The organism is Ensifer sp. Root423 (assembly GCF_001426275.1).
In the GTDB taxonomy this organism is placed as follows: Bacteria; Pseudomonadota; Alphaproteobacteria; order Rhizobiales; family Rhizobiaceae; genus Ensifer; species Ensifer adhaerens.
This window is the reverse complement of sequence record NZ_LMEG01000012.1, coordinates 1-26,460: the sequence shown is the minus strand read 5'-3', so window position 1 is coordinate 26,460 and position 26,460 is coordinate 1. Positions and strand designations below refer to the sequence as shown.

Here is a 26,460-nt window from a genome sequence, read left to right as displayed (position 1 = left end):
CCGCCAAGGTGTCCGCGGGGAGGAAGCAGTGAGCCAGAACGTTTCGGCACAGGGAGCAAAGCCGCTCGACCTGATCACCATCGGCCGGGCCTCGGTCGATCTCTATGGCCAGCAGATCGGCACGCGACTTGAAGATGTTTCGAGCTTTGCGAAGTCAGTGGGCGGCTGCCCCTGCAACATCTCTGTCGGCACCGCCCGCCTGGGTCTGAAGTCAGCGCTTCTTACCCGCGTCGGCGACGAACAGATGGGCCGCTTCATCCGCGAGCAGCTCACTCGCGAAGGCGTCGAGACCCGCGGCATCGTCACCGATCCGGAGCGGCTGACGGCGCTCGCGATCCTCGCGGTCGAAAACGACAAGACCTTCCCGCTGCTCTTCTATCGCGACAACTGCGCCGACAACGCGCTTTGCGAAGATGACGTTTCCGAGGAGTTCATCCGTTCCGCCCGCGCAGTGCTCGTCTCGGGCACGCATTTCTCCAAGCCGAACACCGACGCCGCCCAGCGCAAGGCGATCCGCATTGCCAAGGAAAACGGCGCGAAGGTCGTCTTCGACATCGACTACCGTCCGAACCTCTGGGGCCTTGCCGGCCATGACGCCGGCGAAAGCCGTTATATCGCGTCGGATCGCGTTTCGGCGCATCTGAAAACGGTTCTTGCCGATTGCGACCTGATCGTCGGCACGGAAGAGGAAGTGCTGATCGCCTCGGGCGAAAGTGACCTGCTCCAGGCGCTGAAGACGATCCGCTCGCTCTCGAAGGCGACGATTGTGCTCAAGCGCGGACCGATGGGCTGCATCGTCTATGACGGTCCGATCACCGACGACCTCGAAGACGGCATCGTCGGCAAGGGCTTTCCGATCGAGGTCTATAACGTGCTCGGCGCCGGCGACGCCTTCATGTCCGGCTTCCTGCGCGGCTGGCTCAAAAACGAGCCGCACGCGACGTCTGCTACCTGGGCCAATGCCTGCGGCGCCTTCGCTGTCTCGCGCCTGCTCTGTGCGCCTGAAATCCCGACCTGGACGGAACTGCAGTTCTTCCTGGAAAAGGGCAGCAAAGAACGGGCCCTGCGCAAGGACGAGGCGATCAACCACGTTCACTGGGCAACCACACGTCGCCGCGATATCCCGCTTCTGATGGCGCTGGCGATCGATCATCGCAGCCAGCTCGAAGACATGGCCGCCGGCGACCAGGCTCTGCTTGACCGCATTCCCGCCTTCAAGGTGCTGGCGGTAAAGGCCGCCGCACAGGTCGCGGCCGGCCGCTCCGGCTTCGGCATGCTGATCGACGACAAGTACGGCCGCGACGCGCTTTACGCCGCCGGCGCCCATCGCGACTTCTGGATCGGCAAGCCGATCGAGCTTCCGGGCTCGCGGCCGCTGCAATTCGAATTCAGCCAGGATCTCGGCAGTCGCCTGATCGACTGGCCGGTCGACCACTGCATCAAGGTGCTCTCCTTCTACCACCCGGACGATCCGGCGGAGTTGAAAGCCCAGCAGGTGGCAAAGCTCCGCTCCGCCTTCGAAGCGGCGCGCAAGGTTGGCCGTGAGATCCTGATCGAGATCATTGCCGGCAAGCACGGCAAGCTCGACGACCAGACCATTCCGCGGGCACTGACCGAACTCTACGATGCCGGGCTCAAGCCGGACTGGTGGAAGCTCGAGCCGCAGGCGAGCCGCGGCGCCTGGGCAGCGATCGATGCCGTCATCGAGGCACGCGACCCGCTCTGCCGCGGCGTGGTGCTCTTGGGCCTCGAAGCGCCCTATGAGCAGCTCAAGGACGGCTTTGCAGCCGCCCGCACTTCGAAGACGGTCCGGGGCTTTGCCGTCGGCCGAACGATTTTCGCCGATGCCGGCCGGGCCTGGCTCGGCGGCACGATGAGCGACGACCAGGCGATCGCCGACATGGCCGGAAAATTCAAGGCCCTGGTCGATCTCTGGCTGCAACTGGGTGAAACAAAGGCGGCATAGGATCGACAGATATCAGTCGATAATGCCGGACAGGGCGGAACGGGACGATTCCGCCACGAGGAGGAAACAGATTATGAGCCAGAAGACCGTGCGCCTGACTATGGCCCAGGCCGTGGCGCGGTTCCTGACCCGCCAGATGACCGTCATCGAAGGCAAGAAGGTGCCGATCTTCGGCGGCGTCTTCGCCATCTTCGGCCATGGCAACGTCGCCGGCGTCGGCGAAGCGCTGCACGCGATCAAGGACACGCTGCCGACCTACCGCGCCCAGAACGAACAGGGCATGGCGAATGCGGCGATCGCCTTTGCCAAGGCGAGCTTCCGCCGCCGCTTCATGGCCTGCACCACCTCGATCGGCCCCGGCGCGCTCAACATGGTGACCTCGGCAGCACTCGCCCATGTCAACCGCCTGCCGGTCCTCTTCCTGCCCGGCGATGTGTTCGCCAACCGCCGCCCCGATCCGGTGCTGCAGCAGGTGGAAAGCTTCGGCGACGGCACGATCTCGGCGAACGACTGCTTCCGCCCGGTCTCGCGCTACTTCGACCGCATCAGCCGGCCCGAACAGATCATCCCGGCGCTGCGCCGCGCCATGCAGGTGCTGACGGATCCGGCCGATTGCGGCCCGGTGACGCTGTCGCTCTGCCAGGACGTGCAGGCGGAAGCCTATGACTATCCGGAAAACTTCTTCGACGAGAAGGTCTGGGTGCCGCGCCGCGTCGAGCCGGATCTCGACGAACTGGCGACGGCGATCGCGGCGGTGAAGGAAGCAAAGAAGCCGATCATCATCGCCGGCGGCGGCGTGCTCTATTCCGAAGCGAGCAAGGAGCTCGGCGATTTCGCCGAACGCCACGGCATTCCCGTGGTCGAGACGCAGGCCGGCAAGTCGGCGCTGCCGCATTCGCATTCGCTCAACATGGGCTCGGTCGGCGTGACCGGCACCACCGCCTCCAACGCGCTTGCCGAGGATGCCGACGTGGTTCTCGCCGTCGGCTCGCGCCTGCAGGACTTCACGACCGGTTCCTGGGCGCTCTTCAAGAACGAGGGCCTGAAGATCATCGGCCTCAACGTTCAGCCTTTCGACGCCGGCAAACACAACGGCCTGCCGCTGATCGCAGACGCCCGCGCCGGTCTCAACCGCATCTCCGGCGGTCTTGGCGGCCACAAGGCCGATCCGAGCTGGACCGCGAAGGCCAAGGCCGGCAAGGCGGAATGGCTGGCGGCGGCCGACAAGGCGACGGCCACGACCAATGCGGCCCTTCCCTCCGACGCCCAGGTGATCGGCGCCGTGCAGCGCGCCCGCGGCGGCAAGAACACGACGCTCGTCTGCGCCGCCGGCGGTCTACCCGGTGAGTTGCACAAGCTCTGGCAGGCGGAAGAGCCCGGCGGCTACCACATGGAATACGGCTTCTCGACCATGGGTTACGAAGTTGCCGGCGGTCTCGGCGTCAAGCTCGCCAAGCCCGAGAGCGACGTGATCGTCATGGTCGGTGACGGCAGCTACATGATGCTGAATTCGGAGATCGCCTCTTCGATCATGCTTGGCGCCAAGTTCACGATCGTGCTGCTCGACAATGCCGGCTACGGCTGCATCAACCGACTGCAGATGGGCACCGGTGGCGCCAACTTCAACAATCTCTTGAAGGACACCCATCACGTCGAACTGCCGCAGATCGACTTCGCGGCGCATGCCGGCGCGATGGGCGCCGTCACCCGCAAGGTCGGCTCGATCTCCGAGCTCGAAGCAGCGCTCAAGGAGACCGCGAGCGAGACGCGCACGACCGTGATCGTCATCGACACCGATCCGCTGATCACGACCGAGGCCGGCGGCCACTGGTGGGATGTCGCAGTGCCCGAGGTCTCGGGCCGCGCCCAGGTCAACGCGGCGCGCGAGGGTTATGAGAAGGCGCTCGCCGCACAGCGCTTCGGCTAAGATTGCCCTTTCGGCGCCCGCGTTTTCGCGCGGGCGCTTTTCCCGTTTATGCTCACAAAACATCCGCCTTCCGCGGATGGCATCAGAAAGTGAAAGACATGATCCGCTACGGAACTAACCCGATCGCCTGGAGCAACGACGACGATCATTCGATCGGCGCGCATTTGACGCTCGAGGACTGCCTGTCCGATTGCCAGAAGATCGGCTTCGACGGCATCGAGAAGGGCCACAAGATGCCGTCCGATCCGGAAGCACTGAAGCAGAAGCTCGGCTCCTACGATCTCGTCTTCGTCTCCGGCTGGCACTCGACCAACCTGCTCACCCACGACGTCGAGGCCGAGAAGAAGGCGATCCAGCCGCATCTCGATCTCCTGAAGCACAATGGCTGCAAGGTGGCAATCGTCTGCGAAACCTCGAACGCCATCCATGGCGACGACGGAAAGTCGGTCGCCAACGACAAGCCGGTGCTGCCGGCCGACCAGTGGAAGAAGTTCGGCGCCGACCTCGAAGCGATCGCGCAATATTGTGCCGACCAGGGCATCGACCTCGTCTACCATCACCACATGGGCACGATCGTCCAGACCGGTGAGGAAATCGATCTCCTGATGCAGAACACCGGCCCGGCGACCAAGTTGCTGCTCGACACCGGCCACGCCTGGTTCGGCGGTTCCGATCCGGCCGAGGTCGCGAAGAAATACATGCACCGCGTGCGCCACATCCATTGCAAGAACGTGCGTCCCGCTGTCCGCAAGGTCGTCGAGGGCGAAGGCCTCTCCTTCCTCGAAGGCGTGCGCCGTGGCGTCTTCACGGTTCCCGGCGACAGCGAAGGCGGCGTCGACTTCCTGCCCGTACTGAAGATCGCCGCCGAGCACGATTATTCCGGCTGGCTGGTGATCGAGGCGGAACAGGATTCGGCCGTGCGCAACCCTTTCGAATACCAGTCACTTGGGTTGAAGTCGCTGAAGGCCTTCGCAAAGGAAGCCGGGCTCGACAAGTAAGCCGTCACTTTCGGTCGCCGGACTTCGCGGGGCGTGCCCCTCATCCGCACGGTGAGGGAGGCCCTCATCCGGCTGCCGCCACCTTCTCCCCGCCGGCGGGGTGAAGGGATAGGCCGCGCCCTCCGGTCCCTCGCGACGTAGAGGTGGGGAGCGCGACGCAAACTCCGAAAATCCCCTCTCCCCGTAAGCGGGGAGAGGGCTAGGGTGAGGGGCAGGCCAACCATTCGGCGCGGCTCCAGAAAAAGTATCAGGGAGATCGACATGTCCAAGCTGCTCGTCAAACCGAAGGCCAAATCGGGCCTCATGCAAAACGTGACGCCGGAGAGCGCCGGCTGGACCTATGTCGGCTTCGCGCTGGAACGGCTGAAAGCGGGCGAGACGACCGAGGGCGAGACCGGCGACAAGGAAACCTGCCTGGTGCTCGTGTCCGGCAAGGCGAAGGTCGCCGTCGACGGCGAAAGCCTCGGCGAGCTCGGCGAGCGCATGACCCCCTTCGAGGGCCAGCCCTATGCCGTCTACGTGCCGAAGGGCAGCCGCTGGCAAGCAACGGCCACCTCCGACCTCGACCTTGCCATCTGCTCGGCCCCGGGCGGCGACGGCTTCAAGGCGAAGGTGATCGCACCGGGCACCCATCCGCAGATGACCCGCGGCAAGGGTACCAACACCCGCTACGTCACCAACATCATGCCGGAAGATGACGGCTCGGCGCAGTCGCTGCTCGTCGTCGAGGTGATCACGCCCGGTGGCCATACTTCCTCCTACCCCCCGCACAAGCACGACCAGGACGACCTGCCGGCCGAGAGCTATCTGGAAGAGACCTATTACCACCGGCTGAACCCGCCCCAGGGCTTTGCGATGCAACGCGTCTATACCGACGATCGCTCGCTCGACGAGACCATGGCAGTCGAGGACGGCGACGTGACGCTGGTGCCGAGGGGCTATCATCCGGTCGCTGCCGTGCACGGCTACGACGTCTATTATCTCAACGTCATGGCCGGACCGAAGCGCATCTGGAAGTTCCACAACGCCCGCGAACACGAGTGGCTGTTTACCGGCGTGTAAGCGGCGGCGAACCAAACGGTGGCGCTCCACCGCTCTCCGTCCATGCCGAACGGCGGGGCGAGACGCTGCGATCCTTGAGCCCGATCGCCCAATGAGGCTTCGGGCGGATGAGAGCGGCATAGCCTTTCGCCCGGACCGCCCTAGCTTTCCCGCTTTCAGGGAGGGCTCCATGCATATCGACGGGCAATGCCACTGCGGCTTCGTCACCTACGAGGCGGAGATCGACCCGGCCGATGTCGGGATCTGCCATTGCACCGATTGCCAGCAACTGACGGGATCGGCCTACCGCGTCACCGCGGGCACGGAACGGGAGAACTTTCGGCTGACCGGCGGCGAACCGAAGCTCTATGTGAAGATCGGCGCAAACGGGCGGCAGCGGCTGCAGTTCTTCTGCCCGAACTGCGGCTCGCCGATCTACACGACCGGCACCGACGAGGACGCGCTGGAGGTTGGCATCCGGGTGGGAACGATCAACCAGCGCCGGCAGCTCAGACCGCGGTCACAGATCTGGTGTTCCTCGGCGTTGCCCTGGATCGGCGACGTCAGGAAGCTGCCGGGCCGCGATCGCGACGAGGCGTCTCACGCTTAGCCATCTCGGCCTGAACCATCATGCGGCGACGAGCAGACGATCCTTGAACGGCGCCCATGCTTCGCCGATCACGGCCGATGCCGGCGTCGCCGTCATCTGCGATGGGCGCGCCTGCGGATTGACAGCAAGATAAGTCTTCACCAGATGATAGCCGATCGTGTAGCCGGCCCAGCGCGGCAGAGATCGATCGGTGCCAAAGAACCAGCCTGCGTGATCATAGGTCTCGGTCCAAAGCTCTCGTTCGGCGCGCTCCAACAAGCTTTCCCAATCCGCGGCGTTGAGCGCATGATTCCACACATGGCCGTCGCCGCCGTTGATCTCGGCATCGAAAGCATCGGCCAGCCCCTCGCTGACCAGCGCTTCGCCGAGCTTGGAACCATAGCCGCAGGTCGCGTGGCGAAAGGAATGATGCAGTTCGTGCGTCAGCAATTTGCGCACTTCTCCCGCACTAAGGCTCGCCTCGAAATTCTCGTTGCCGGGATCGACCGTGAAGAAGACCAGCGCCCTGCGGTAGCAGGCGCCCGCAACACCGAGTTCAGGGATCGTCTCGCCCGCACGATACTCGACGAGGACATCGATGGGGGCGGCGCTGTCCGAGGCAGAAACCGCCGCGCCGACACGCTCGGCGGTTTCCCGCACGGCCTCCCGTATTCGTTCGTGCCACGGCGCCAGAGACCCGTCCGCTTCGAGAAAGTGAACACGAAGATCCAGCATTTCGACCATCTCCTATTGTCTCAGCCGCCCGGCACCGCAACGTAAGGATGCGGCCGGTGATTGCAACGCCGGAAAGATGAAAGTTTCTGCGACCCACCGATGTCAGCCGGAGCAGGAGGCGTCATGAGGCGTCATTGCGATGGCCGGATGCGGCGCCGCGGTGTACAAGACAAAGCTGGAGAACGGAGCAGGCGCGCGGGATGGCGAAGGGCAAGATCAGTATGCTGCGCAGTGCCGCCGCGGGCATAGACGCTGTCGAGGCCGAAACGCGCCAGTCCTTCGCCCGCCACACGCACGATCAGTTCGGCATCGGTCTCATCTATCAGGGCGCGCAGAAGTCGCTCAGCGGCCGCGGCATGGTCGAAGCCGGCGCCGGCGACATGATCACCGTCAACCCCGGCGAGGTGCATGACGGAACGCCGATCGGTGATGCCGGCCGCGCCTGGCGCATGCTCTACTTCGATCCCTCGGTCATCGCGACTGCCGCCGAGGATATCAGCCAGGGCCGCGCGCATTCCGGCGAGTTCACTGCCCCCGCCTTCCACGACCGGGAGGTCGCAGATCACTTTCGGGCACTGTTTGCGGCCATCACTGATCCGACGGCCATGGGCGACGCCATCCGGCACGAGGAGCAGCTCCTGCTGCTGCTTGCAGGCGTTCTTGCCACCGGCAGGCGACACCAGCGTGAACGGCCGGCAACAGTCACGGCGGCCAAGACGATGATCGACGACGATCCGACGGCCGCGATCACGCTCGCCGATCTCGCCGCCGAAGCCGGGCTCAGCCGCTTTCAACTGGTGCGCAATTTCGCAAGCGCCGTCGGCCTGACGCCGCATGCCTATATCGTCCAGCGCCGCATCGATCTCGCCCGCCGCCTGATCGGCGGTGGCGTGCCGCTGGCGGAGGCCGCGTTCGCGGCCGGCTTCGCCGACCAGAGCCACATGACCCGCGTCTTCGTCAGCAAATATGGCCTCTCGCCGGGCATCTATGCCGAGGCCAAAAAGTAACGCCCGCAATTCCGTTCAAGACCCGAGCCCTCCCCCGGAGCATTGCTGCACCGGCTGCGCAGCGACAAGCGCGGCGGAGCAACGGAGAACGGACATGTTGGGAAAATTTCAAGGCTATCTCTATCTGTCGCTGGCGATGATCCTCGTCGGTAGTACGGTGATCGCCAGCAAGATCATCGCGACGGGCCTGCCACCGTTCACGGCCACCGCGCTGCGCTTCGCCGTCGCCTTCCCGCTCTTCCTGCTGTTGATGTGGCTCACCAGGACGTCATGGCCGAAACTTAAGGGCCGCGACTGGCTTCTCCTCATCGCCCAAGCCGGCGCTGGCAGCGTCGGCTATACGACGCTTTTGATCGCCGGCCTCAGCCTGACCTCGGCAACCGATGCCGGCGTGGTGATCGGTACGCTGCCGGTGGTTTCCGCCGCCATCGCCATCCTTCTTCTCGGCGAGCGCCCGGACCGCAAAGTGCTTGCGGCGATCGCACTTGCCGCAGCCGGCGTGCTGACCATCGTCTTCAAGCCCGGCGAAGGCGGCACCCATTCGCCGCTCGGCATCGCCCTCATCTTTGGCGCCGTCATATGCGAAGGCCTGTTCATCCTTCTCAACAAGCGCGTGAAGACGGAGATCTCGCCGCTGGCTCTTTCGACGCTGATGGCCGGCCTCGGCTTCGCGGTCGCCATCATCCCTGCGCTCTTCGAGACGCATGCGACGGCCGAGATCGACAGGGGCGCAATCGTTGCGGTTCTCTACTACGCCCTCATCCCGACCGTTGCCGGCTTCCTGCTCTGGTATGCGGGATCGGCCAAAGTAAGCGGCACCGAGGCCTCCGTCTTCACGGCGCTGGCGCCCGTTTCAGCCGTCGCCTTCGCCTTTCTCCTGCTCGACGAGCCGGTCGGCGCCCCTCAATTGCTTGGGATCGGCTGCGTGCTCGCCGCCGTCCTCGGCCTGACCCTACCCCAGATCCTCGCCGGCCGAAGGACGGCACGCGCCTTTCCGGTCGCGGAGGTTTGAACCAGAATGAACGCATCCAATTCGAGGACTTCCATGCACTTCCAGCACGCAGACGACATCTGGCGCGATTTCCCGGAGCTGAGCGCCGGCGCGCTTTTCATCGATGGCATAAATGGCGGCGTCTCGGTCGAGGACCATGTTCGCCAGTTCCAGGCGAGCGCAAATGATCGTCTCGGCGCGGGTTCGGAAAGCGACCTGCCCGAGATCCAGGCGTGGCGCCGGACCTTTGCCAAGATGGGATTGAAGCCGACACAATACCGCTCGGCAGCCGAAGCCTTGCTTCGCCGCTTCCGCAAGGAAGGCGACCTGCCGTCGATCCATCCGCTGATCGATCTTTGCAACGCCGCTTCGCTCGCCTTCGCCATTCCGATCGCCGTCTTCGACCTCTCCCACGTCAGCGGTTTTCTGCACGTCCGCCGGGCGGCCGGCAGCGAACGCTATCTGACGTTCTCAGGAGAAACGGAGAGCCCCGAACCAGGCGAAGTGATCTTCGCCGATGCCGAGGGGCGGGCGCATGCCCGGCGCTGGACCAACCGGCAGAGCGGTCTTTCGGCCACCCGGCCGCAGACGACGCATGCGCTGATCGTGGCGGAAGCGCTGCACAAGACGGCATGCGAGGACACCGAACGCCTGCTCACAGCACTTTCGCAGGCAATCGAACAGACCTGGGGTGCCCGCCCGAGCATCGCCATGCTCGATCGTTCGTCGCCGCGTTTCGATTTTTCGGTTTAGGGATTTCGTTCAGAAAACGGCGTTTGAGCGCCGCGAGACCGGCCGATGCCTGGGCACCGGCCGGACACAGGACAATCAGGCCGCCTTGGCGACGTGATATTCCTTGATCGCGACCATCTTGATCGCCGGATAGCGCTCGGCTTCGTAGCGCAGCGAGAAGCTGTCCTGCGCCAGGAACACCGGGTCGCCATCGAGATCGCGGGCGATGTCGCCACGACGGGCCGTGACGAACTTGTCGAGTTCGGCCGGCTGGTCGGACGAAATCCAGCGGCAGACAGAGAAGCGCGACATTTCGAACGAAACCGGCAGGCCGTATTCGGCACTGAGGCGCTCCTTCAACACGTCGAGCTGCAGCGCACCGACGACGCCGACGATCGCCGGCGAACCGTCTTCCGGCGAGAAGAGCTGCACGACGCCTTCTTCCGCCATCTGCTGCAACGCCTCTTTCAGCTTCTTCGCCTTCATCGCATCCTCGAGCCGCACGCGGCGCAGGATTTCCGGCGAGAAGTTCGGCACGCCCTGGAACACCAGCGGCTCGCCCTCCGTCAGCGTGTCGCCGATACGGAGCGTGCCGTGGTTCGGGATGCCGACGACGTCGCCGGCGTAAGCCGTGTCGGCGAGTTGGCGCTGCGAGGCGAAGAAGAACTGCGGGGCGCTGAGGCCAAGCTGCTTGCCGGTGCGCGACAGGCGCGCCTTCATGCCGCGCTCGAGCTTGCCGGAGCAGACGCGCGCAAAGGCGATGCGGTCGCGATGGTTCGGGTCCATGTTGGCCTGGATCTTGAAGACGAAGGCCGTCATCTTGTCGTCGGTCGCATGCACCGTGCGGATATCCGCTACCTGGTCGCGCGGTGGCGGGGCGATGTCGCCAAGCGCATTGATGAGATCGCGCACACCGAAGTTGCGCAGCGCCGAGCCGAAAAAGACCGGGGTCAGATGGCCTTCGAGGAAGGCCTTCTTGTCGAAGGGCTTGCAGGCCTCGATCGCCAGCATCAGCTCTTCGGTAAAGGCGTCGCGCTCGTTTTCCGGCAGGCGATGGGAGGCCATTTCCGGGCCGTTGACCTTGGTCGGGATTTCCTGCGTGTCCGAACCGCGCACGGTGTTGTCGGCGAGGTTGTAGGACCCGCAGAAAGTCTTCGAGCGGCCGATCGGCCAGGTCACCGGCGCGCAGTCGAGCGCCAGCTTCTCCTCGACCTCATCCAGGATCTCGAAGGGATCGCGGCTTTCGCGGTCCATCTTGTTGACGAAGGTGATGATCGGGATGTCGCGCATGCGGCAGACTTCGAAGAGCTTTAGAGTGCGCGGTTCGATACCCTTGGCGGCGTCGATGACCATGACGGCCGCATCCACCGCCGTCAGCGTGCGATAGGTGTCATCGGCGAAGTCTTCGTGACCGGGCGTATCGAGAATGTTGAAGACGTTGCCGCCATACTCGAAGGTCATCACCGAGGTGACGACCGAGATGCCGCGCTCGCGCTCGATCTTCATCCAGTCCGAACGGGTCTGGATGCGGTCCTTCTTGGCCTTGACCTCACCGGCGAGCTGGATGGCACCGCCGAACAGCAGCAACTTTTCCGTGAGCGTGGTCTTACCGGCGTCCGGGTGGGCGATAATCGCAAATGTGCGGCGGCGGGAGACCGCCTCGGCGAGAGTTTCAGCCATGTCGTAAAATCCTGTGAGTTGCCGCGTCCTTTACAGGCTCGGCCCCGATTATGCAATTGACCGAGGCGCCCGTGGCCCGGCTTATGCGGGCATGAGCACGCACACTTCCCTATCCCGCCCGACCCTCAACCTCGTTCGTCTGCCGCACGGCGAAGGCCTGGAGCTTCCGGCCTACGAGACCGCAGGCGCCGCCGGCATGGATTTGCGCGCGGGCGTCCCCGCCGATCGCCCGCTGATGCTCACCCCCGGCAAGCGCGCCCTCGTTCCGACCGGCTTCATTTTCGAAGTGCCCGCCGGCTACGAGGCGCAGATCCGCCCGCGCTCTGGCCTCGCCTTCAAGCACGGCATCACCTGCCTCAACACGCCCGGTACGATCGACAGCGACTATCGCGGTGAAGTGAAGGTGCTGCTCGTCAATCTCGGCGACGAGGAGTTCATCATCGAGCGCGGCATGCGCATCGCCCAGATGGTGATCGCACCGGTCACGCAGGTCACGGTTCGCGAGGCCGACGGCGCAAGCGAGACGGCACGCGGCGCCGGCGGCTTCGGCTCGACCGGCGTCTGATCGACCGACGGCGACCCCTTCGCACTTTTCCTGGGATTGCTTTTAAACCAAAGGCGGCAGGCGGCGCTTGACCGGTGTCGACTTGACAATCGAGGTGTTGGTCTGCGCCTTCTCGGCGATCCGGTCGAGGATCATGTCGAGCTGCGCCATGTCACGCACGTAGAGCTTGGCGATGAAGCAGTCGTCGCCTGTGACCTTGTCACATTCGACGAATTCCGGCGTCTCCTGGATCAGCCGCTCGACGATGTGCAGCATGCCCGGCATCGGTCGCACGCGGATTACCGCCTGCAGCGGGTAGCCGACCTTGGCGGGGTTGAGGGCGATTGTGAAACCGTCGAGGACGCCGCGCTCTTCCAGCTTGCGGAGCCGATCCGCAGCGCTCGGCGACGAGAGCCCGGCCTCCTGCGCCAGCTCCTTCAGCGACACCCGAGCATTGGCGGCCAGTATGTCGAGGATTCGTCGGTCAATCTCGTCCAGCATCACGACACCATAAGTCACAACAACAAACAGAACTTCGATAATTAGGCAACCTAGCACAATTGCCTTCGTTCATCTATGGGAAAGGCCATGAGCACCGGCTATTCTGCGATCACCAATAGGAGCAGAAATCATGAATACCGAGCTCAAACGCGGCAGCATCGAGATGACGGCAGCGATGCTGATATCCGGCACCATCGGCTGGTTCGTGCTGATGTCGGGGCAGCCGGTGACGAGCGTGGTGTTCTGGCGCTGCGTCTTCGGGACCATAACGCTCGTTGCCATTGCCTGGGCGCTCGGACTTCTCGACCGTCGCCACTTCAGCCGACGGATGCTGCTGCTTTCGGTCATCGGCGGCATCGCGATCGTGGTCAACTGGCTGCTGCTCTTCGCCGCCTATTCCCACGCATCGATCTCGATCGCGACGATGGTCTATAACACCCAGCCCTTCATGCTCTTGGGCCTCGGCGCCGTGTTCCTCGGCGAAAAGATCACCGTCACCAAGATCTTCTGGCTCCTGGTGTCGTTTGCCGGCATGCTCGCGATCATTTCGGCCAAGCCCGGCCAAGGCTTCGCGCCTGAAGATTATCTGATCGGCGTGGCCCTTTCGATCGGTGCTGCCTTCTTCTACGCGATCGCGGCGATTGCGACCAAGCTGCTCAAGGGCACGCCGCCGCATCTGATTGCGCTGATCCAGGTGATCACCGGCACCGTGATGCTGGCACCGATGGCGCTTGCCGCACCCGCCCCGTCAGGTGCAACGCAATGGTCGATCGTCCTGACCCTCGGCGTCATCCACACCGGGCTGATGTATGTGCTGCTCTACGGCGCGATCCAGCGGCTGCCGACGCACATGACCGGGGCGCTTTCCTTCATCTATCCGATTGCCGCCATTGTGGTGGACCGCCTCGCCTTCGGGCACCAGTTGCAGCCGATCCAGATCGCCGGCTCCGTCGCGATCCTCGTTGCCGCCGCCGGAATGACTCTCGGCTGGAAACTTCGCCTTCCCTCTTCTATCAGGAAGCGGGAACGCGAAGGGAGAACTGCATGATCACCTGCTACCTGAAATACATTATCGACCCCTACAAGGCGGCCGAGTTCGAACATTACGCCAAGCTCTGGATCCCGCTCGTCAATCGGCTGGGCGGCACGCATCACGGCTACTTCCTGCCGCATGAAGGGGCGAACAACATCGCCCTGGCGCTCTTCAGCTTTCCGACCCTTGCCGACTATGAAAACTACCGCCGGGAAATGGCCGCGGATCCGGAATGCCAGGACGCCTTCGCCTATGCCGAGAAGACGCGCTGCATCCTCAGCTACGAGCGCAGCTTCATGCGACCGGTTTTCGAGTAAGCCAGCTCCGGGGTTGAGGGCGGCATCGGCAAGCGCGCGTTAGCGCCGCGCTTCCGAGGCCATGCTCAGCGCAAAGCCGAAGAGCGCCGTCCCCATCGCCCAGCGCTGCACCACCATGAACAACGGCCGCCCGGCAAGAAAAGCGGCGATGCCGCTGGCGGCGAGCGCGATCATGGCGTTGACGGTGACGCTGGTCGCGATCTGGATCGAGCCGAAGACCAGCGACTGGCCGAGCACGTTGCCGAGCTCCGGCCGGATGAACTGCGGCAGCAACGAGAGATAGAGCACCGCTACCTTGGGATTGAGCAGGCTGGTCAGGAAGCCCATGACGAACAGCTTCTTCGGCCCATCCTTCGGCAGGTTCTTGACCTGAAAGGGCGAGCGTCCACCGGGCCTGACCGCCTGCCAGGCGAGATAGAGAAGGTAGGCTGCACCGGCGATGCGAAGCGCATCATAGGCGAGTGGCACGGCCAGAAGCAGCGCTGTGATACCGAGTGCCGCCGAGACCATATAGACGACGAAGCCGAGCGCCACGCCGCCGAGCGAAATCAAGCCGGCGCCCGGCCCCTGGCTGATCGAGCGCGAGATCAGGTAGATCATGTTCGGGCCTGGCGTCAGCACCATGCCAAGGGCCAGGAGGGCAAAGCCGATCATATCCTTCAACTCGGGCATGGAGAGGCGCCTTTCGCTCGTTTTCGCCAAGCTCTACGCATTTCGCACCAGCGGACAACGCCAGACTTGTCACCCGGTCAATTTCTTCAGCGGACGCCCGCCGGTCGCAGTTCGGTGATTTGCTTTTTCAGTCGCTTGAGGTAGAAATCGGCATCATCTTCGGAAGGACGTTCCATGACGCTCGCGGCCCTCATCGCCTATAGCGGCGCGCTCTTCATCGCCGCAGCCATTCCAGGCCCCGGCGTGACGGCGCTGGTTGCGCGCGCGCTCGGCTCCGGTTTCCGCGAAACCTTCTTCATGGGCCTCGGCATCGCGCTCGGCGACATGATCTATCTAACCGCGGTCATCCTCGGGCTGGCGCTGATTGCCCAGACCTTCACCACAGCCTTCCTGGTGGTGAAGTTTGCCGGCGTCCTCTACCTCGGCTACATCGCGTGGAAGCTGTGGAGCGCAGGGCTGCTGCCGGAGGACATCAAGGCGAAGCCGTCGACGAGTTCGGCCATGTCCTTTCTGTCCGGCCTGCTGATCACGCTCGGCAATCCGAAGACGATGCTGTTTTACGTGGCGCTCGTGCCGACGCTGATCGACATTCGGGCGATCGGACCCGGCGACTACGGCCTGCTCCTGACCGCCACCTTTCTGGTGCTCTTGAGCGTTCTCGTACCCTATATGCTGCTCGCCTCGCGTGCGCGTCTGCTGCTCAAGCAACCGAAGGCCCTGAAAGCGCTGAACCGGGTTGCGGCCAGCGTGCTTGCCGGCACGGCGGCCTATATCGCGGTTCGCGCCAGCTGAAAAAACTTTTCCCGAACAACGACTTCGCCAGTGGTTTTTCCTTCGGCGGATCGCTGCGCGGTGTTTGTCGTTCTGGAATTGCGCGATCATTGTTCCTATTCTCATAGCTCGACAATTTACGCCCAAGGGAGAAACCCATGTCCGACACACGCAAGCCCGGCCGCGGCCGCGTCTATTCCTCGATCACGGAAACGATCGGCGACACGCCCATCGTGCGGCTGGACAAGCTTGCCAAGGAAAAGGGCGTCAAGGCGAACCTGCTCGCCAAGCTTGAATTCTTCAACCCGATCGCCTCGGTCAAGGACCGTATCGGTGTGGCGATGATCGAGAGCCTGGAAGCGCAGGGCAAGATTACGCCCGGCCGCACGACGCTGGTGGAGCCGACCTCCGGCAATACCGGCATCGCGCTCGCCTTCGTCGCGGCCGCCAAGGGCTACAAGCTGATCCTGACGATGCCGGAGACCATGTCGGTCGAGCGGCGCAAGATGCTGGCGCTGCTCGGCGCCGAGCTGGTGCTGACCGAAGGCGCCAAGGGCATGAAGGGCGCGATCGCCAAGGCGCAGGAACTGGTCGAGACACTGCCGGACGCCATCATCCCACAGCAGTTCGAAAACCCGGCCAACCCGGAAATTCACCGCAAGACGACGGCCGAAGAAATCTGGAACGACACGGACGGCGCTGTCGACATTTTCGTCTCCGGCATCGGCACCGGCGGCACGATTACCGGCGCCGGCCAGGTGCTGAAGGCGCGCAAGCCTTCGATCAAGGTAATCGCCGTCGAGCCGGAGGAATCTCCGGTTCTGTCCGGTGGCAATCCCGGGCCGCACAAGATCCAGGGCATCGGCGCAGGCTTTGCGCCGGCGATCCTCGACACCACGGTCTATGACGAGATCGTCACGGTCAACAGCGCGGAAGCGATCGAGGCCGCCCGCCTTGTCGCCAAGCTCGAAGGCGTGCCGGTCGGCATCTCCGCCGGTGCCGCTCTAACCGCGGCAATCGAGGTCGGCCAGCGCGAGGAAAATGCCGGCAAGACCATCGTCGTCATCATCCCGTCCTTTGCCGAACGCTACCTCTCGACGGTGCTGTTCGATGGCCTGGGCGGCTGATCAGGCTGGGATAACTTCTGATCGGAAAGGGCGCCCACGAGGCGCCCTTTTTTTTTCCAGGCACGCCGCTATGCGGCGACGGGCAAGCGTTCCCCGGCGATCCGATAGGAAATCGCCTCGGCGAGATGGATTCGGCCGACCGTCGACGCACCATCGAGGTCCGCAAGCGTGCGCGCCACCTTCAGCACACGATGGTAGCCGCGGGCGGAGAATTTCATCTTTTCGGCGGCGTCCCGGAGAAGCTGCAGGCCGGCCGCATCGGGTGCTGCGATCTTCTCGATCATCGAGGTCGACGCGCGGGCATTGCTTGTCAGCTCTGGATGTCCGAGGGCGGCGAAACGATCGATCTGCAGCGCCCGGGCACGGGCGACGCGACGGGCAACGACCTCACTGCTTTCGGCTGCGGCGGGCTTCAGGAGATCGGCGGCGCTGACGGCCGGCACGTCGATGCGGATATCGATGCGGTCCATCAGCGGACCAGAAATGCGCGCCTGATAGTCGGACATGCAGCGCGGTCCACGGGCGCAGCTGCGGCCGGGTTCGCCGGCCATGCCGCAGCGGCAGGGGTTCATGGCCGCGACAAGCTGGATCGCGGCGGGATAGCTGACGCGGTGGTTGGCGCGGGCGATGATGCATTCGGCGGTTTCAAGCGGCTGGCGCAGCGCGTCGAGCACCTGCGGCGAGAATTCCGGAAACTCGTCGAGAAACAGTACGCCGTTGTGCGCAAGCGACGCCTCGCCGGGCTTGGCACGCAAGCCGCCACCAACCATGGCGGCCATCGTCGCGGAATGATGCGGCGTGCGGAACGGCGGCCGGTCCGAGAGCTTGCCGCCCGGAAGCTGCCCGGCGATCGAATGGATCATCGACACTTCGAGGAGCTCGGCCGGGTTGAGCGGCGGCAGGATCGACGGCAGGCGGGCAGCGAGCATCGACTTGCCCGAGCCGGGCGGGCCGACCATCAGCAGATTGTGGTTGCCGGCGGCCGCCACTTCGAGCGCCCGCTTGGCGCTTTCCTGACCCTTGATATCGGCGAGATCGGGCAGGTTAGATGCGCCTGAGCGGATCGCGGCCTCGGGTCGCGAAAGCACCTGCGTACCGCGGAAATGGTTGGCGATTGCGATCAGGCTGCGGGGCGCCAGAATGTCGATCTCGGCCCCGGCCCACGCCGCCTCGGGTCCGCTTTCGGCCGGGCAGATCAGACCCTTGCCGAGCGCATTGGCACCGATCGCGGCGGGAAGCGCGCCGGCAACGGCAGCGATGGTGCCATCGAGATTGAGCTCACCGATCACCACATAAGGCGCCAACACATCGCCGGGAATGGCGCCGAGGGCTGCCATCAGGCCGAGTGCGATCGCCAGGTCGAAATGGCTGCGTCTGCCACATTCCCAAAAGCTTATTCATAGTACCTATAAACGAGGATTCTTGATCGAGATGCAATTGTCGACCGATATCCCTCAGTTCCCTGTTCGATCCTTCTGGAGGAGCGAACATCCGCACGGAGCGATGTTCCCCGTCCCGATGCTTCCGGATAGCCATGATAAGGGATCGTTGTCACCGGAGGCCGTAGCGAATGCGAAGGACAGGTGATCCGAGCTCGTCTCGGGTCACCTGTTGACAGCGATCCCGTTCATGGCACCATGAAACCACCGGGCGGAAAACAAACAAAAGTGTGCCTGGAAGCCGGTCGTAAGACCGGCTTCCAGGCACTCCGTTTTTTGTGTTTGCAGGAGACAACATCTCACATCAGCGGTTGGCTATCGAGGGAGAGACAGGCACTCCTATCACGCGGAGTTCGCAGTAAGGCTACTCTCTGAGGCGCTTCCACGCATCGGCGCGGCTACGACGGCATTTGGCTTGTCGTGGCCGCGATGTTGTTTAATTCGGCTCCTCCTAAATTTCCTTCAGGCGCGACCCGGATGAGGCTGGGCCAGACCGGCTGACAGCTGATGATTTCTGGGCTTGTGTCCGATCGAGCCTAGACCAAAATGAAACACGAGTATCCGATATCCTATGCTCGTTATGAGCGGGTGCTTCGATCTCGCGACGATTTAAGTAGCTTCTTGAGATGGGCCAATGGGCCAAAGGGGCGCGAACCCGTGGACAGGCTAGATGATGCGGGGGCTTATCATCTCTTGGAGAACAGCGAGAGGAACCGCGGTTAGAGTGTCGAATTCCGAGATGACCTAGAGACGTGGGCTACCATCGTGAATCGCAAACCAGAGCTAAGGGCGACGTAGGCCGGGGTCTGACGGTATTGATGCATGCTCGTTTTCGGGACTTGACCCGGCCGATTTCCATCGCACGCCAACCCCATAGAACTTCCCAGTGGCTGTTTCCCCCCAACCGGTAAATTCAATACCCACGCTTTCGTAGTAATCTTGGAGCGCTCGATGAGATGGGGTCCACCAATTCCCTTTCTCCGCCGCTTTCACTGTTTCCCGAGCCATTTTCGCCTGTTCAGCAATCTCGGCCTGCTCTTTGTTGCAAAGGGCGCGAGCTGCTCTCAAGGAAACGGGAATTGTCTCTATATGGAAATCGCCAGCCATGGCTCTGCCTGACAAGTCGGTCGTGGTCGGAGCAGACCACTTCGCGCCCGATCGGGTGATCTCCCCCCCGATCTTTGCATCTCCGAGGAACTCGATTCCTTGCGCAACGTAGAAATCAACCATTTTGAGGTTCGTTTCCGGCATCCGCTCGGAAGTCTCGACCGTCGAAAGTGACCGTCGCAAAACGCCAGCGCGGTCAGCCGCGGATTCCTGCGTCAGGTTCAGGAGTGCGCGGGCAGCTCGTAGTGCGTCAGCTGGGGCCGGAATTCTCATCGGTCCGACAAGCCGGTCACCGAAAAAAATGTCAACGATATACCCTGTGGGGTCTTCCAAATTCCAAGGAGGCTTCTATAAATGCCGCTATGGATCAAAAACGATCCAAAATGATTCGGAGGATCAATGAGCTACGATGATTCGGCATGGCGGGTAATGTCCCGTCTAACGCTCGCGGCAGACCTCCGGCGTCTCGCGGACGACCTCGAAGATGCCGCCCCTGCCCCAGCGGCGAGCTCATCCGCTGTCATGATAAATTCATGGATGCGCACCACACGAGAAGTGCCGTGCCTAGTTGGAAGAGTTCTCGGCCACCCTCTCCTTGATGATCATAGCCTGATTCAAACGAGCGAGCTTTTCCACATCGATGATCGTGGCGAGTTCGCGCGCACTAGATCGCGCTGGTATCGCCTTGGGACGCACGGGGCGATGAGCTCCGGAGGTTTAGTTCAAGCGAATTAGCGCCAGCGATCATTGATCGAACAATGTTGCTGGGCTTCTCGGCGTTGCCACTGGAATGAGAGATGACAAAACGCTCCGGAAAGTCGTATCGCGTGCCATGGACCGACCCCTCGGAAATCACCATTCCCATCTATATGGCTTACTGCGCGATTGCGGCCGCCCTCCGCCCATGGAATAGGGACGGTGCGGGTTTCAACGTCGTGCTCTGCCCGCAAGAAGGCTACGATTTTGAGGTCTTTCAAACGGCGGGCCGAATTTTTGTCGGACGTCTCGGCGACGAGGATCGCCCGTGGGTGTACGAACTATCGAAACGCTGGCAACGAAAACAAGGACTGGTGTCCGAACGCGAGCGCGTCGTTTATTTCAAGCCGGTTGGGTACAAGGCGAGCGATGAGGAAAAGCTTTCCGCCGATGCCATCGTGGACGTTCAGATCAGGACCCGAAGGCACGCGGAGGCGGCGCTTCGCCGGTTCAACGTGCCGCTCGATAACAGGTACGTCGATCTGCTGCTCACTGAGCCGTGGACGCGACTAGAGAAGGCGTTCCAATCGCGTCGATCGCCGTTGATCGCGTTCGATAGACTGCAGCGTGTTTCGACGACACCGCCGTCGGCTGACGCTCCCGCGCCCGATGCGGCCGGGCCCAAGCTTTCGGATTTGCACGGTCTCGGTCCCGCGGTCGCGTGGGGGACGGAATTGGCAACCGATCTCGCCGACTACAAGGCGGGCAATATCGCTTGGGATCGCGTCGACAGCGGCGCTTTGCTGTCAGGACCGCCGGGCACCGGTAAGACGCTGTTCGCGCGCGCGCTGGCAAACACTTGCGATGTGCCAATCGTTTATGGCTCCTTTGCCTCATGGCAGGAGAAAGGCTCCATGGATGCGCTCTTGAAAGAGATGCGTAAAGCGTTTGATGATGCCGCTTCCAAGGCACCATCCATCCTGTTCTTGGACGAACTCGATGCGTTCGGTGATCGGAACACGGGGGATCACCACCAGAGTTACATGACGGGTGTCATCACCGGTCTCCTGCAATTGCTTGACGGTTTCGAACGGCGTATCGGTGTGGTCGTGCTGGGGGCGTGCAATTATCCTGACCGCGTCGACCCTGCCATACGTCGCGCGGGACGACTTAATAGACACCTCGAGATTCCGCTTCCCGACGGCGGGGCTAGGCGATCAATCGTCCGATATTACAGCGGCGTCGAACTCGACGCGGAACAGGCGATCGTGTTCGATCTCGCCACGGAAGGGTTTGCAGGAGCCGACATCAAGCTGCTCGTAAATGACGCGGAAAGGACGGCGCGCCGACAACGCGTAAATTTAGCCGCGTCGCACATAATGGAGCATCTGCGCCCTGTGGTCGCGCTGCCGGAGGAGCATATCTATGCGACGGCGGTCCACGAGGCAGGGCATGCGCTGGTCGCAGCGGAATTGAAGTTCGGCGAATTGGTTAAGGTTTCCGTCACGACTCACGGGGTCTTCGATGGCCAATCTCAACTTGGGTACACTCGCTACGCATTTCCGTCGGTGAGGCGAAGAACACGTTCGGAATTCCTGGATGAGATTGCTGTGTTTCTCGGCGGGGTCGCGGCGGAGACCGAGGTCTTCGATTCTTTCGATTGTGGCGCGGCCGGTCCCGAGGCTGCTGATCTAAGTATAGTCACGCGGTTGGCGACCATCCTAGAAAGCGGCCTTGGAATGGGACACACACTGGCGGTTGAAGATTGTCGACCGCGACGGCTTGAACAGCTGCGCGATTCAAATCCGGAACTTCGAAAGAGAATTCATGATGTCATTGAGCAGCAATTCGAGAGAGCCCGGTCCATTGTTCGAAGACAGCGCGCCGTATTGGACCAGCTCGTTGAGCAGTTGATGCTCACCAAGGAACTGTCGGGTGAAGAGGTAACGGATATCGTGCAGAGGCATCGGACATCTTGGGTCAGCCTCGCAAAGATGCCCCGGCGAGCGGGGATGTGATGGTCAAAAAACACCAACGCCGAAAGACTTCGGGTCCCCGGCGGGTACCACCGGCGGAATCTGTAGCCGCGAGCGAGGCAGGAAAATCTGTTGGCGCGGCCCTCGACGAAGTCGGTTTTAAGCCACTGGGCCGCCGAATAATCGTTGGCAGGGGGACTGTTCGAGGAAACAGAGATGGCAATTGCGCTCCCGACAACGGAGAAACGCAGAAGCCAGTCTATGTGACGCCGCCGGACGACCCGCTGGGGTACGATCCCGATGATCCTGACTTCGCGCTGAAAGTGGCGAAGCATGCACTGTCTGGCGATGATAGAGATTTGGTCTCAAAGGAAGTCAACGCTGCGCTACGTCGCTGGAAGCTTCGGGATTGATTGGAAGGTGATCATACTATTCAGCAAGCGCGCGAACGCGGGGCGCGTATCATGAGAATATGGGTAGTTTCCGACCTCCACATCGAGTTTGGAATTCCTTTCGCCACAACGCCGCCGCCTGGTACCGACGTCCTCGTTTGCGCGGGCGATGTCCTCACCAAGGGGATTGTGCCAAGTATCGAATGGCTCGCAAGGACCATGGGCCAAACACTGCCAATCATCCTGGTCGCGGGAAATCACGAGTTCTACGGAGCTTCCATGCGGGAGAGCATCCGTGATGCCCGAGAGGTGGCAGGCGGCCACCGCAATATCCATTTCCTGGAGAACGACGCGGTCGAAATCGACGGCGTTACGTTCGTGGGGGCAACGCTATGGACGGACTTTCGCCTCTTCGGCCGCGATCCTGCCCTCGCAATGGAGAGTGCTCGACACGAAATGAATGACTTCAAGCGGACAAAATTCTCAAAGCAGCCGTATCAGAAATTCCGCCCGATTCATGCGTTTCGCAGACATCAGGAATCCAAAGACTTCATCGCATCCGCCCTCCGTGACAGCGGCGGACGAAAGATGGTTGTCGTCAGTCATCATGCGCCTTCTACCCGATCGATTCCTCACGAGTTTCGAGACGACCCGTTGTCGGGTTGCTACGCCTCGGACCTCGAAGGTATGCTGCTCGAAACGCAGCCAGACCTATGGGTGCACGGCCACGTCCACAGCAGGTCCGACTACAGAGTTGGCAAAACCCGGGTCGTTTCGAACCCTCGTGGTTATCCAGGTGAGAGGACGGGCTTCGATCCTGCCTTCTTGGTTGACGTAGCACGTGTTTAGTTCGGGCATGCCGTGCGGAGCCTGCTTAGATTCACCAACCACAGGCCGTAGAAGTAGCCGATCCGAGTCTTTCTTGATCGCGAAAACGAGATTCGAGAGCTTCTCAAGGGCTTCAGCGTCAAGTTGCCCATACGCCTCAGGGGCGGTGCATTCGAGGAGGCCGTTCCCGACACGATCGAAAACGACCCAGCCCTCAGTCATGCGCTTTTGCCGATGCTGACGAAAGCTAGCGACGAAGGATAGTCTGCATCCGATCTGCCAACTGACGCTGGAGTTGCGCCAACCCCTCGGCGTTGTTGAGGTATGTGATGTGCCGAATATGCCGCAAGTCGAAGGGCACGTCGTCTGCATGCTGAGTAATCAGAATGACTTCGCGTCCTAGCGTATGGGATATTCCGGCTTCATAGAAAACGTTAGGATTGCGACCTGATAGATCGCAGATCACGACTCGGGATCGGTCTATCAGTGACACCACATCCTGGATAATGGTGTGGTGCTCCCAAATGTTGTCGGCACGATTGCATCTCATCCCCACGTCTCCAGCGGCCCCTACGATAGCATCGTAAACGGCGGCAAAGCCGCCGCTGAATGGCATCATGGCTGAGGCTTGTAGCGGGTCGATGCGTGGGGGTGTCGAAACGTCGAAGACGGTCGGTGTATTCCTGGAAGGGGCATGAAGCAACAGACGAAGTACCGTACGATATAGGTCGCCGTCCTGTACGCTCCAGCGAGTGTGTGTCCAATCGAAGCGGTTCCTGCCAGTACCGTGAGCTGAGAGACCGATCTCTGTCGCCACGCTTTCAAGTCGGTCTTGAGTGATGATGGGCACAGAGAGGTCGTATTGATACCGCAGCCGCACGGTACCGTTTGATCTTCCAACCACCTGCATCGAACCAACTCGAGCTAGATCATCTGGATTGCGTCCCTCAGCCATGAACAGGGTGGGTAAAAGGGCCAACTCTGGGTCAGAGGCGTTGTCAGGCACGCGATCCGCCGGGAAATCTACTTCGCCTTGAGACGCGTCGGGCCAGCCGAGACCCCGAATGACTCTATTAAAGGCCACTATTACCCCTCCGACTCGTTTTCTAAACCTTCGTCGCCATTCACAACTGTCGGTTCGACACTTGGTTCAACCGCAACGCAACCTTTGTCAGTTAAGCGATAACACCGGCCGGGGAGATACTCCACAGGGGCCTCGTCTTCGAGCGAACTCTATCAACGGGCAATCACACAGCGCTTCATGCCTGTCCTCTTCGAATTGAGACGACAAGAGCTGCCCGAGTCCGATCCTGCTCGTATCGTGGGTAGAAAACTATCGGGGCAACAGCTGTATCTTCTCGTGAGGGCTGTGTTTGTGCGAACATACAATCACAGTGGAGAACGACTCACGTGGCTATTGATCTGAGTTGGGCGCTGCTATCGTGCCCGCCAGGAATGTTTTAAACGAGTCTTTGATGCAATTCGTCGTACACAAAGCCGCCAAGCCTCCGGCATCGGCCAGAATAAACTATCCGTTCGCAGGTCTCTACCAAGATAACTGGAACGACTTCGGATGGCGCTGTCGGTTCGTCGCAACTTTGCATATCAGCGCCGATGAAGCGGTAGATTTAGGTCCGGTAAAGATTGCGCAGGACAACGACGGATTTCGAGCGAATACTCCTGCTTTCTTCGAAATTTTACCCAACAACGTTGCGTCTCTTGGCGAGTCAATCGCTTATTACCGCCGCATTGAGGACCTTACCCCTGAACTACAGCTGGCGTATCTGACGGCGGTCGGGGACATTGTCTACGACCCCGAGCGCCGCTTTCTTATCACCAACCAGGAGCTCTGGGAAAAAAGCTTCATGCGCGAGGTATCGTCCCGGCATGCCTTGGATCGCGGCGGCTATTACGTCGGAGCTCCCTTCGTGGAGGTCGAGCCGCCAAATTTCGACTTTAGTATGCAGCTCCCGGGAGCCGCGGGTCGGCACGAAGTTACCTTCGACTTCACCGGGCAAGGCGGTCTTCCAAATCGTACGATGCTTCTCGTTGGGCGCAACGGTACCGGAAAGACACAGTTGCTCTCGAGCGTGGCTTTCGAAAGCATGGCGGCCGAAGTCTTCGATGAAGAAACGATCAAATCGATGCCAAAGGCGGAGATATCAGCTGATCTCAAGCTCAGTCGCGTAATCACCATCTCTTATAATGTATTCGACGAGTTTCCTCTTCCCAAGGAGACAAGGACACGACGACCGCGCGGTGTCGCGTACCGATCGCGGGCGTCCTATAAGTACTGCGGGCTGCGAACGCGCGATGGCACGATTAATGCCAACGAAGTCGACAAAATGCTGGCCGAGGCGCTAGAGCCAGTGGCTGCATCGGATCGCATGGAACGCCTTGAATTGGTCCTCGCGACATTGTTCGACGAGCAACAAGCGGTGGCCTTGACTTCGGAGGATGATCAAACTCGGAAACAGCCGGTCAAGCAGCTGAGTGCTGGGCAGCGCCTTGTCGCGGCAATCTTTAGCAACATCGTGGGCTTCATAGAAGAAGGATCGCTTCTTCTCATTGACGAGCCGGAAACGAACCTGCATCCCGGCCTGCTCAGCAGTGTGGTCGATGCGCTTACCCGGGTACTGGAGGAATACGACTCCTATGCAATTATAGCGACGCATTCTCCCATTCTGCTGCAGCAAATACCAAGTCGCTATGTAAGGGTAGTTACCCGCGACAACCTCAACAGACCGGCCGTCAATCCTCTTTCTTTCGAAAGTTTTGGAGAAGACCTGGGGGAGCTTACCCGCAAGGTTCTTGATTTGTCGGGCGCGGAGCGCGACTTCAAGCACGTACTGGACGATTTATTCGACGTCCACAATTCCGCGCAGGGCGTTGCCGACCTTTTCCCATATCCGCTAGGCATTCCAGCGCAATCTCATCTGTTTGCCCGCGAGATCGAGCAAGAAGACGAGGCGAACTAAGTGCGGAAAACTGGACATTACGCGGCAGAGCGAGTGCCGTCGTACGACCGACTTGTTGCCGCGACCACACCTAGTAGGCGACAAACGCTAACTCCGCTTTCGGCAACGATAGTTCCTGCGTGCGAAGCCTATGACGAAGCTTCTCCAAACGTTCATGCTCGCGCGCCTATCGGTCTTGCGGGGGCCGCGAAGGATGCGTTGATCGACGCCTTCGAAAACCGCACCGTCGCCATGAACCGCCTTCTTGCGGAGATGACGAACTCGCTACCACGCCGACACGCCGATCTGTGCCCATATTGCACCTTGGACACAAATATAGCGCGGCGATCAGGATGAGACGGCGGCGACAATCTGGATGAGACTCTTATGTCGCGGTCGGGATGAAAGTATCATGCTGATTGTCGCTGGCAAGA

At 61.7% G+C, this 26,460-nt stretch carries 23 protein-coding genes and 1 pseudogene; 17 read left to right on the top strand and 7 right to left on the bottom strand.

Annotation, left to right across the window (positions count from 1 at the left end; genetic code table 11):
* The first annotated feature begins 28 nt into the window (after positions 1-28).
* The 5 genes from ASD01_RS12785 to ASD01_RS12765 all read left to right on the top strand — a co-directional run bounded on the left by ASD01_RS12785 (position 29) and on the right by ASD01_RS12765 (position 6,542).
* The gene (locus tag ASD01_RS12785; RefSeq protein WP_034797539.1) at positions 29-1,966 is read left to right on the top strand and encodes a bifunctional 5-dehydro-2-deoxygluconokinase/5-dehydro-2-deoxyphosphogluconate aldolase; all 1,938 of its coding nucleotides are present in this window, start codon (positions 29-31) and stop codon (positions 1,964-1,966) included.
* Positions 1,967-2,039: 73 nt separating this feature from the next.
* A complete protein-coding gene (gene iolD / locus ASD01_RS12780; RefSeq protein ID WP_034797541.1) occupies positions 2,040-3,893 on the top strand; it encodes a 3D-(3,5/4)-trihydroxycyclohexane-1,2-dione acylhydrolase (decyclizing) in 1,854 nt (617 codons plus the stop codon).
* A 98-nt stretch (positions 3,894-3,991) separates the two neighbouring features.
* Positions 3,992-4,891, top strand: coding sequence for a myo-inosose-2 dehydratase (gene iolE / locus ASD01_RS12775; RefSeq protein ID WP_034797543.1), 900 nt, complete (start codon positions 3,992-3,994; stop codon positions 4,889-4,891).
* 261 nt (positions 4,892-5,152) lie between these two features.
* Positions 5,153-5,953 carry a 5-deoxy-glucuronate isomerase gene (iolB, locus tag ASD01_RS12770; RefSeq protein WP_034797545.1) on the top strand — a complete coding sequence of 267 codons (801 nt, stop codon included), beginning with the start codon at positions 5,153-5,155 and terminating at the stop codon, positions 5,951-5,953.
* A gap of 169 nt (positions 5,954-6,122) precedes the next feature.
* Positions 6,123-6,542: a GFA family protein gene (locus tag ASD01_RS12765; protein ID WP_034797547.1), complete on the top strand. Its 420-nt coding sequence runs from the start codon at positions 6,123-6,125 to the stop codon at positions 6,540-6,542.
* A gap of 18 nt (positions 6,543-6,560) precedes the next feature.
* Here the strand turns inward: ASD01_RS12765 and ASD01_RS12760 are convergent, their stop codons facing one another.
* Positions 6,561-7,256, bottom strand: a complete 696-nt coding sequence (locus ASD01_RS12760) for a DUF2268 domain-containing putative Zn-dependent protease (protein ID WP_159415593.1) — start codon at positions 7,254-7,256, stop codon at positions 6,561-6,563.
* Between the two features lie 200 nt (positions 7,257-7,456).
* Between ASD01_RS12760 and ASD01_RS12755 the strand changes: the two genes are divergently transcribed.
* The 3 genes from ASD01_RS12755 (at position 7,457) to ASD01_RS12745 (ending at position 10,007) form a co-directional block, all read left to right on the top strand.
* Positions 7,457-8,263, top strand: coding sequence for an AraC family transcriptional regulator (locus ASD01_RS12755; protein WP_034797549.1), 807 nt, complete (start codon positions 7,457-7,459; stop codon positions 8,261-8,263).
* 94 nt (positions 8,264-8,357) lie between these two features.
* Positions 8,358-9,275 carry a DMT family transporter gene (locus tag ASD01_RS12750; protein ID WP_034797551.1) on the top strand — a complete coding sequence of 306 codons (918 nt, stop codon included), beginning with the start codon at positions 8,358-8,360 and terminating at the stop codon, positions 9,273-9,275.
* Between the two features lie 33 nt (positions 9,276-9,308).
* Positions 9,309-10,007, top strand: coding sequence for a B3/B4 domain-containing protein (locus ASD01_RS12745; RefSeq protein WP_034797553.1), 699 nt, complete (start codon positions 9,309-9,311; stop codon positions 10,005-10,007).
* Positions 10,008-10,082: 75 nt separating this feature from the next.
* Here the strand turns inward: ASD01_RS12745 and ASD01_RS12740 are convergent, their stop codons facing one another.
* Positions 10,083-11,666, bottom strand: a complete 1,584-nt coding sequence (locus tag ASD01_RS12740) for a peptide chain release factor 3 (RefSeq protein ID WP_034797554.1) — start codon at positions 11,664-11,666, stop codon at positions 10,083-10,085.
* A gap of 91 nt (positions 11,667-11,757) precedes the next feature.
* Here ASD01_RS12740 and dut point away from each other — a divergent pair, with 91 nt between their 5' ends.
* On the top strand, positions 11,758-12,231 hold the full coding sequence (gene dut / locus ASD01_RS12735; RefSeq protein WP_034797555.1) for a dUTP diphosphatase: 474 nt from the start codon (positions 11,758-11,760) through the stop codon (positions 12,229-12,231).
* A 42-nt stretch (positions 12,232-12,273) separates the two neighbouring features.
* Here the strand turns inward: dut and ASD01_RS12730 are convergent, their stop codons facing one another.
* Positions 12,274-12,711, bottom strand: coding sequence for an Lrp/AsnC family transcriptional regulator (locus ASD01_RS12730; RefSeq protein ID WP_034797556.1), 438 nt, complete (start codon positions 12,709-12,711; stop codon positions 12,274-12,276).
* 130 nt (positions 12,712-12,841) lie between these two features.
* Here ASD01_RS12730 and ASD01_RS12725 point away from each other — a divergent pair, with 130 nt between their 5' ends.
* Together ASD01_RS12725 and ASD01_RS12720 are read left to right on the top strand one after the other, a co-directional pair.
* Complete coding sequence (locus tag ASD01_RS12725) at positions 12,842-13,759, top strand: DMT family transporter (protein WP_034797558.1); 918 nt, start codon at positions 12,842-12,844, stop codon at positions 13,757-13,759.
* Positions 13,756-14,061, top strand: a complete 306-nt coding sequence (locus ASD01_RS12720; protein WP_034797560.1) for an NIPSNAP family protein — start codon at positions 13,756-13,758, stop codon at positions 14,059-14,061. The genes ASD01_RS12725 and ASD01_RS12720 overlap by 4 nt, the downstream gene beginning before the upstream one ends.
* Before the next feature lie 39 nt (positions 14,062-14,100).
* Here the strand turns inward: ASD01_RS12720 and ASD01_RS12715 are convergent, their stop codons facing one another.
* Complete coding sequence (locus ASD01_RS12715; protein WP_034797562.1) at positions 14,101-14,733, bottom strand: LysE family translocator; 633 nt, start codon at positions 14,731-14,733, stop codon at positions 14,101-14,103.
* A gap of 174 nt (positions 14,734-14,907) precedes the next feature.
* On the opposite strand from ASD01_RS12715, the gene ASD01_RS12710 reads away from it, so the two are divergent.
* Positions 14,908-15,525: a LysE family translocator gene (locus tag ASD01_RS12710; RefSeq protein WP_034797564.1), complete on the top strand. Its 618-nt coding sequence runs from the start codon at positions 14,908-14,910 to the stop codon at positions 15,523-15,525.
* Between the two features lie 137 nt (positions 15,526-15,662).
* On the top strand, positions 15,663-16,631 hold the full coding sequence (gene cysK / locus ASD01_RS12705) for a cysteine synthase A (protein WP_034797566.1): 969 nt from the start codon (positions 15,663-15,665) through the stop codon (positions 16,629-16,631).
* A 68-nt stretch (positions 16,632-16,699) separates the two neighbouring features.
* Here cysK and ASD01_RS12700 read toward each other — a convergent pair.
* A pseudogene (locus tag ASD01_RS12700) lies at positions 16,700-18,001 on the bottom strand (YifB family Mg chelatase-like AAA ATPase); the annotation flags it as partial.
* 852 nt (positions 18,002-18,853) lie between these two features.
* The gene (locus ASD01_RS12695) at positions 18,854-19,300 is read right to left on the bottom strand and encodes a helix-turn-helix domain-containing protein (RefSeq protein WP_244495242.1); all 447 of its coding nucleotides are present in this window, start codon (positions 19,298-19,300) and stop codon (positions 18,854-18,856) included.
* Positions 19,301-19,576: 276 nt separating this feature from the next.
* Here ASD01_RS12695 and ASD01_RS37575 point away from each other — a divergent pair, with 276 nt between their 5' ends.
* The 3 genes from ASD01_RS37575 to ASD01_RS12685 all read left to right on the top strand — a co-directional run bounded on the left by ASD01_RS37575 (position 19,577) and on the right by ASD01_RS12685 (position 23,090).
* A complete protein-coding gene (locus ASD01_RS37575) occupies positions 19,577-19,912 on the top strand; it encodes a DUF6634 family protein (RefSeq protein ID WP_458574497.1) in 336 nt (111 codons plus the stop codon).
* 62 nt (positions 19,913-19,974) lie between these two features.
* Positions 19,975-21,891, top strand: a complete 1,917-nt coding sequence (locus ASD01_RS12690) for an AAA family ATPase (RefSeq protein WP_244495241.1) — start codon at positions 19,975-19,977, stop codon at positions 21,889-21,891.
* A gap of 422 nt (positions 21,892-22,313) precedes the next feature.
* Positions 22,314-23,090 carry a metallophosphoesterase gene (locus ASD01_RS12685; protein ID WP_060644098.1) on the top strand — a complete coding sequence of 259 codons (777 nt, stop codon included), beginning with the start codon at positions 22,314-22,316 and terminating at the stop codon, positions 23,088-23,090.
* A gap of 226 nt (positions 23,091-23,316) precedes the next feature.
* Here ASD01_RS12685 and ASD01_RS36730 read toward each other — a convergent pair whose 3' ends face one another.
* The gene (locus ASD01_RS36730; RefSeq protein ID WP_244495240.1) at positions 23,317-24,153 is read right to left on the bottom strand and encodes a hypothetical protein; all 837 of its coding nucleotides are present in this window, start codon (positions 24,151-24,153) and stop codon (positions 23,317-23,319) included.
* 391 nt (positions 24,154-24,544) lie between these two features.
* On the opposite strand from ASD01_RS36730, the gene ASD01_RS12675 reads away from it, so the two are divergent.
* The gene (locus ASD01_RS12675) at positions 24,545-26,047 is read left to right on the top strand and encodes an AAA family ATPase (RefSeq protein WP_060644086.1); all 1,503 of its coding nucleotides are present in this window, start codon (positions 24,545-24,547) and stop codon (positions 26,045-26,047) included.
* Positions 26,048-26,460: the final 413 nt, after the last annotated feature.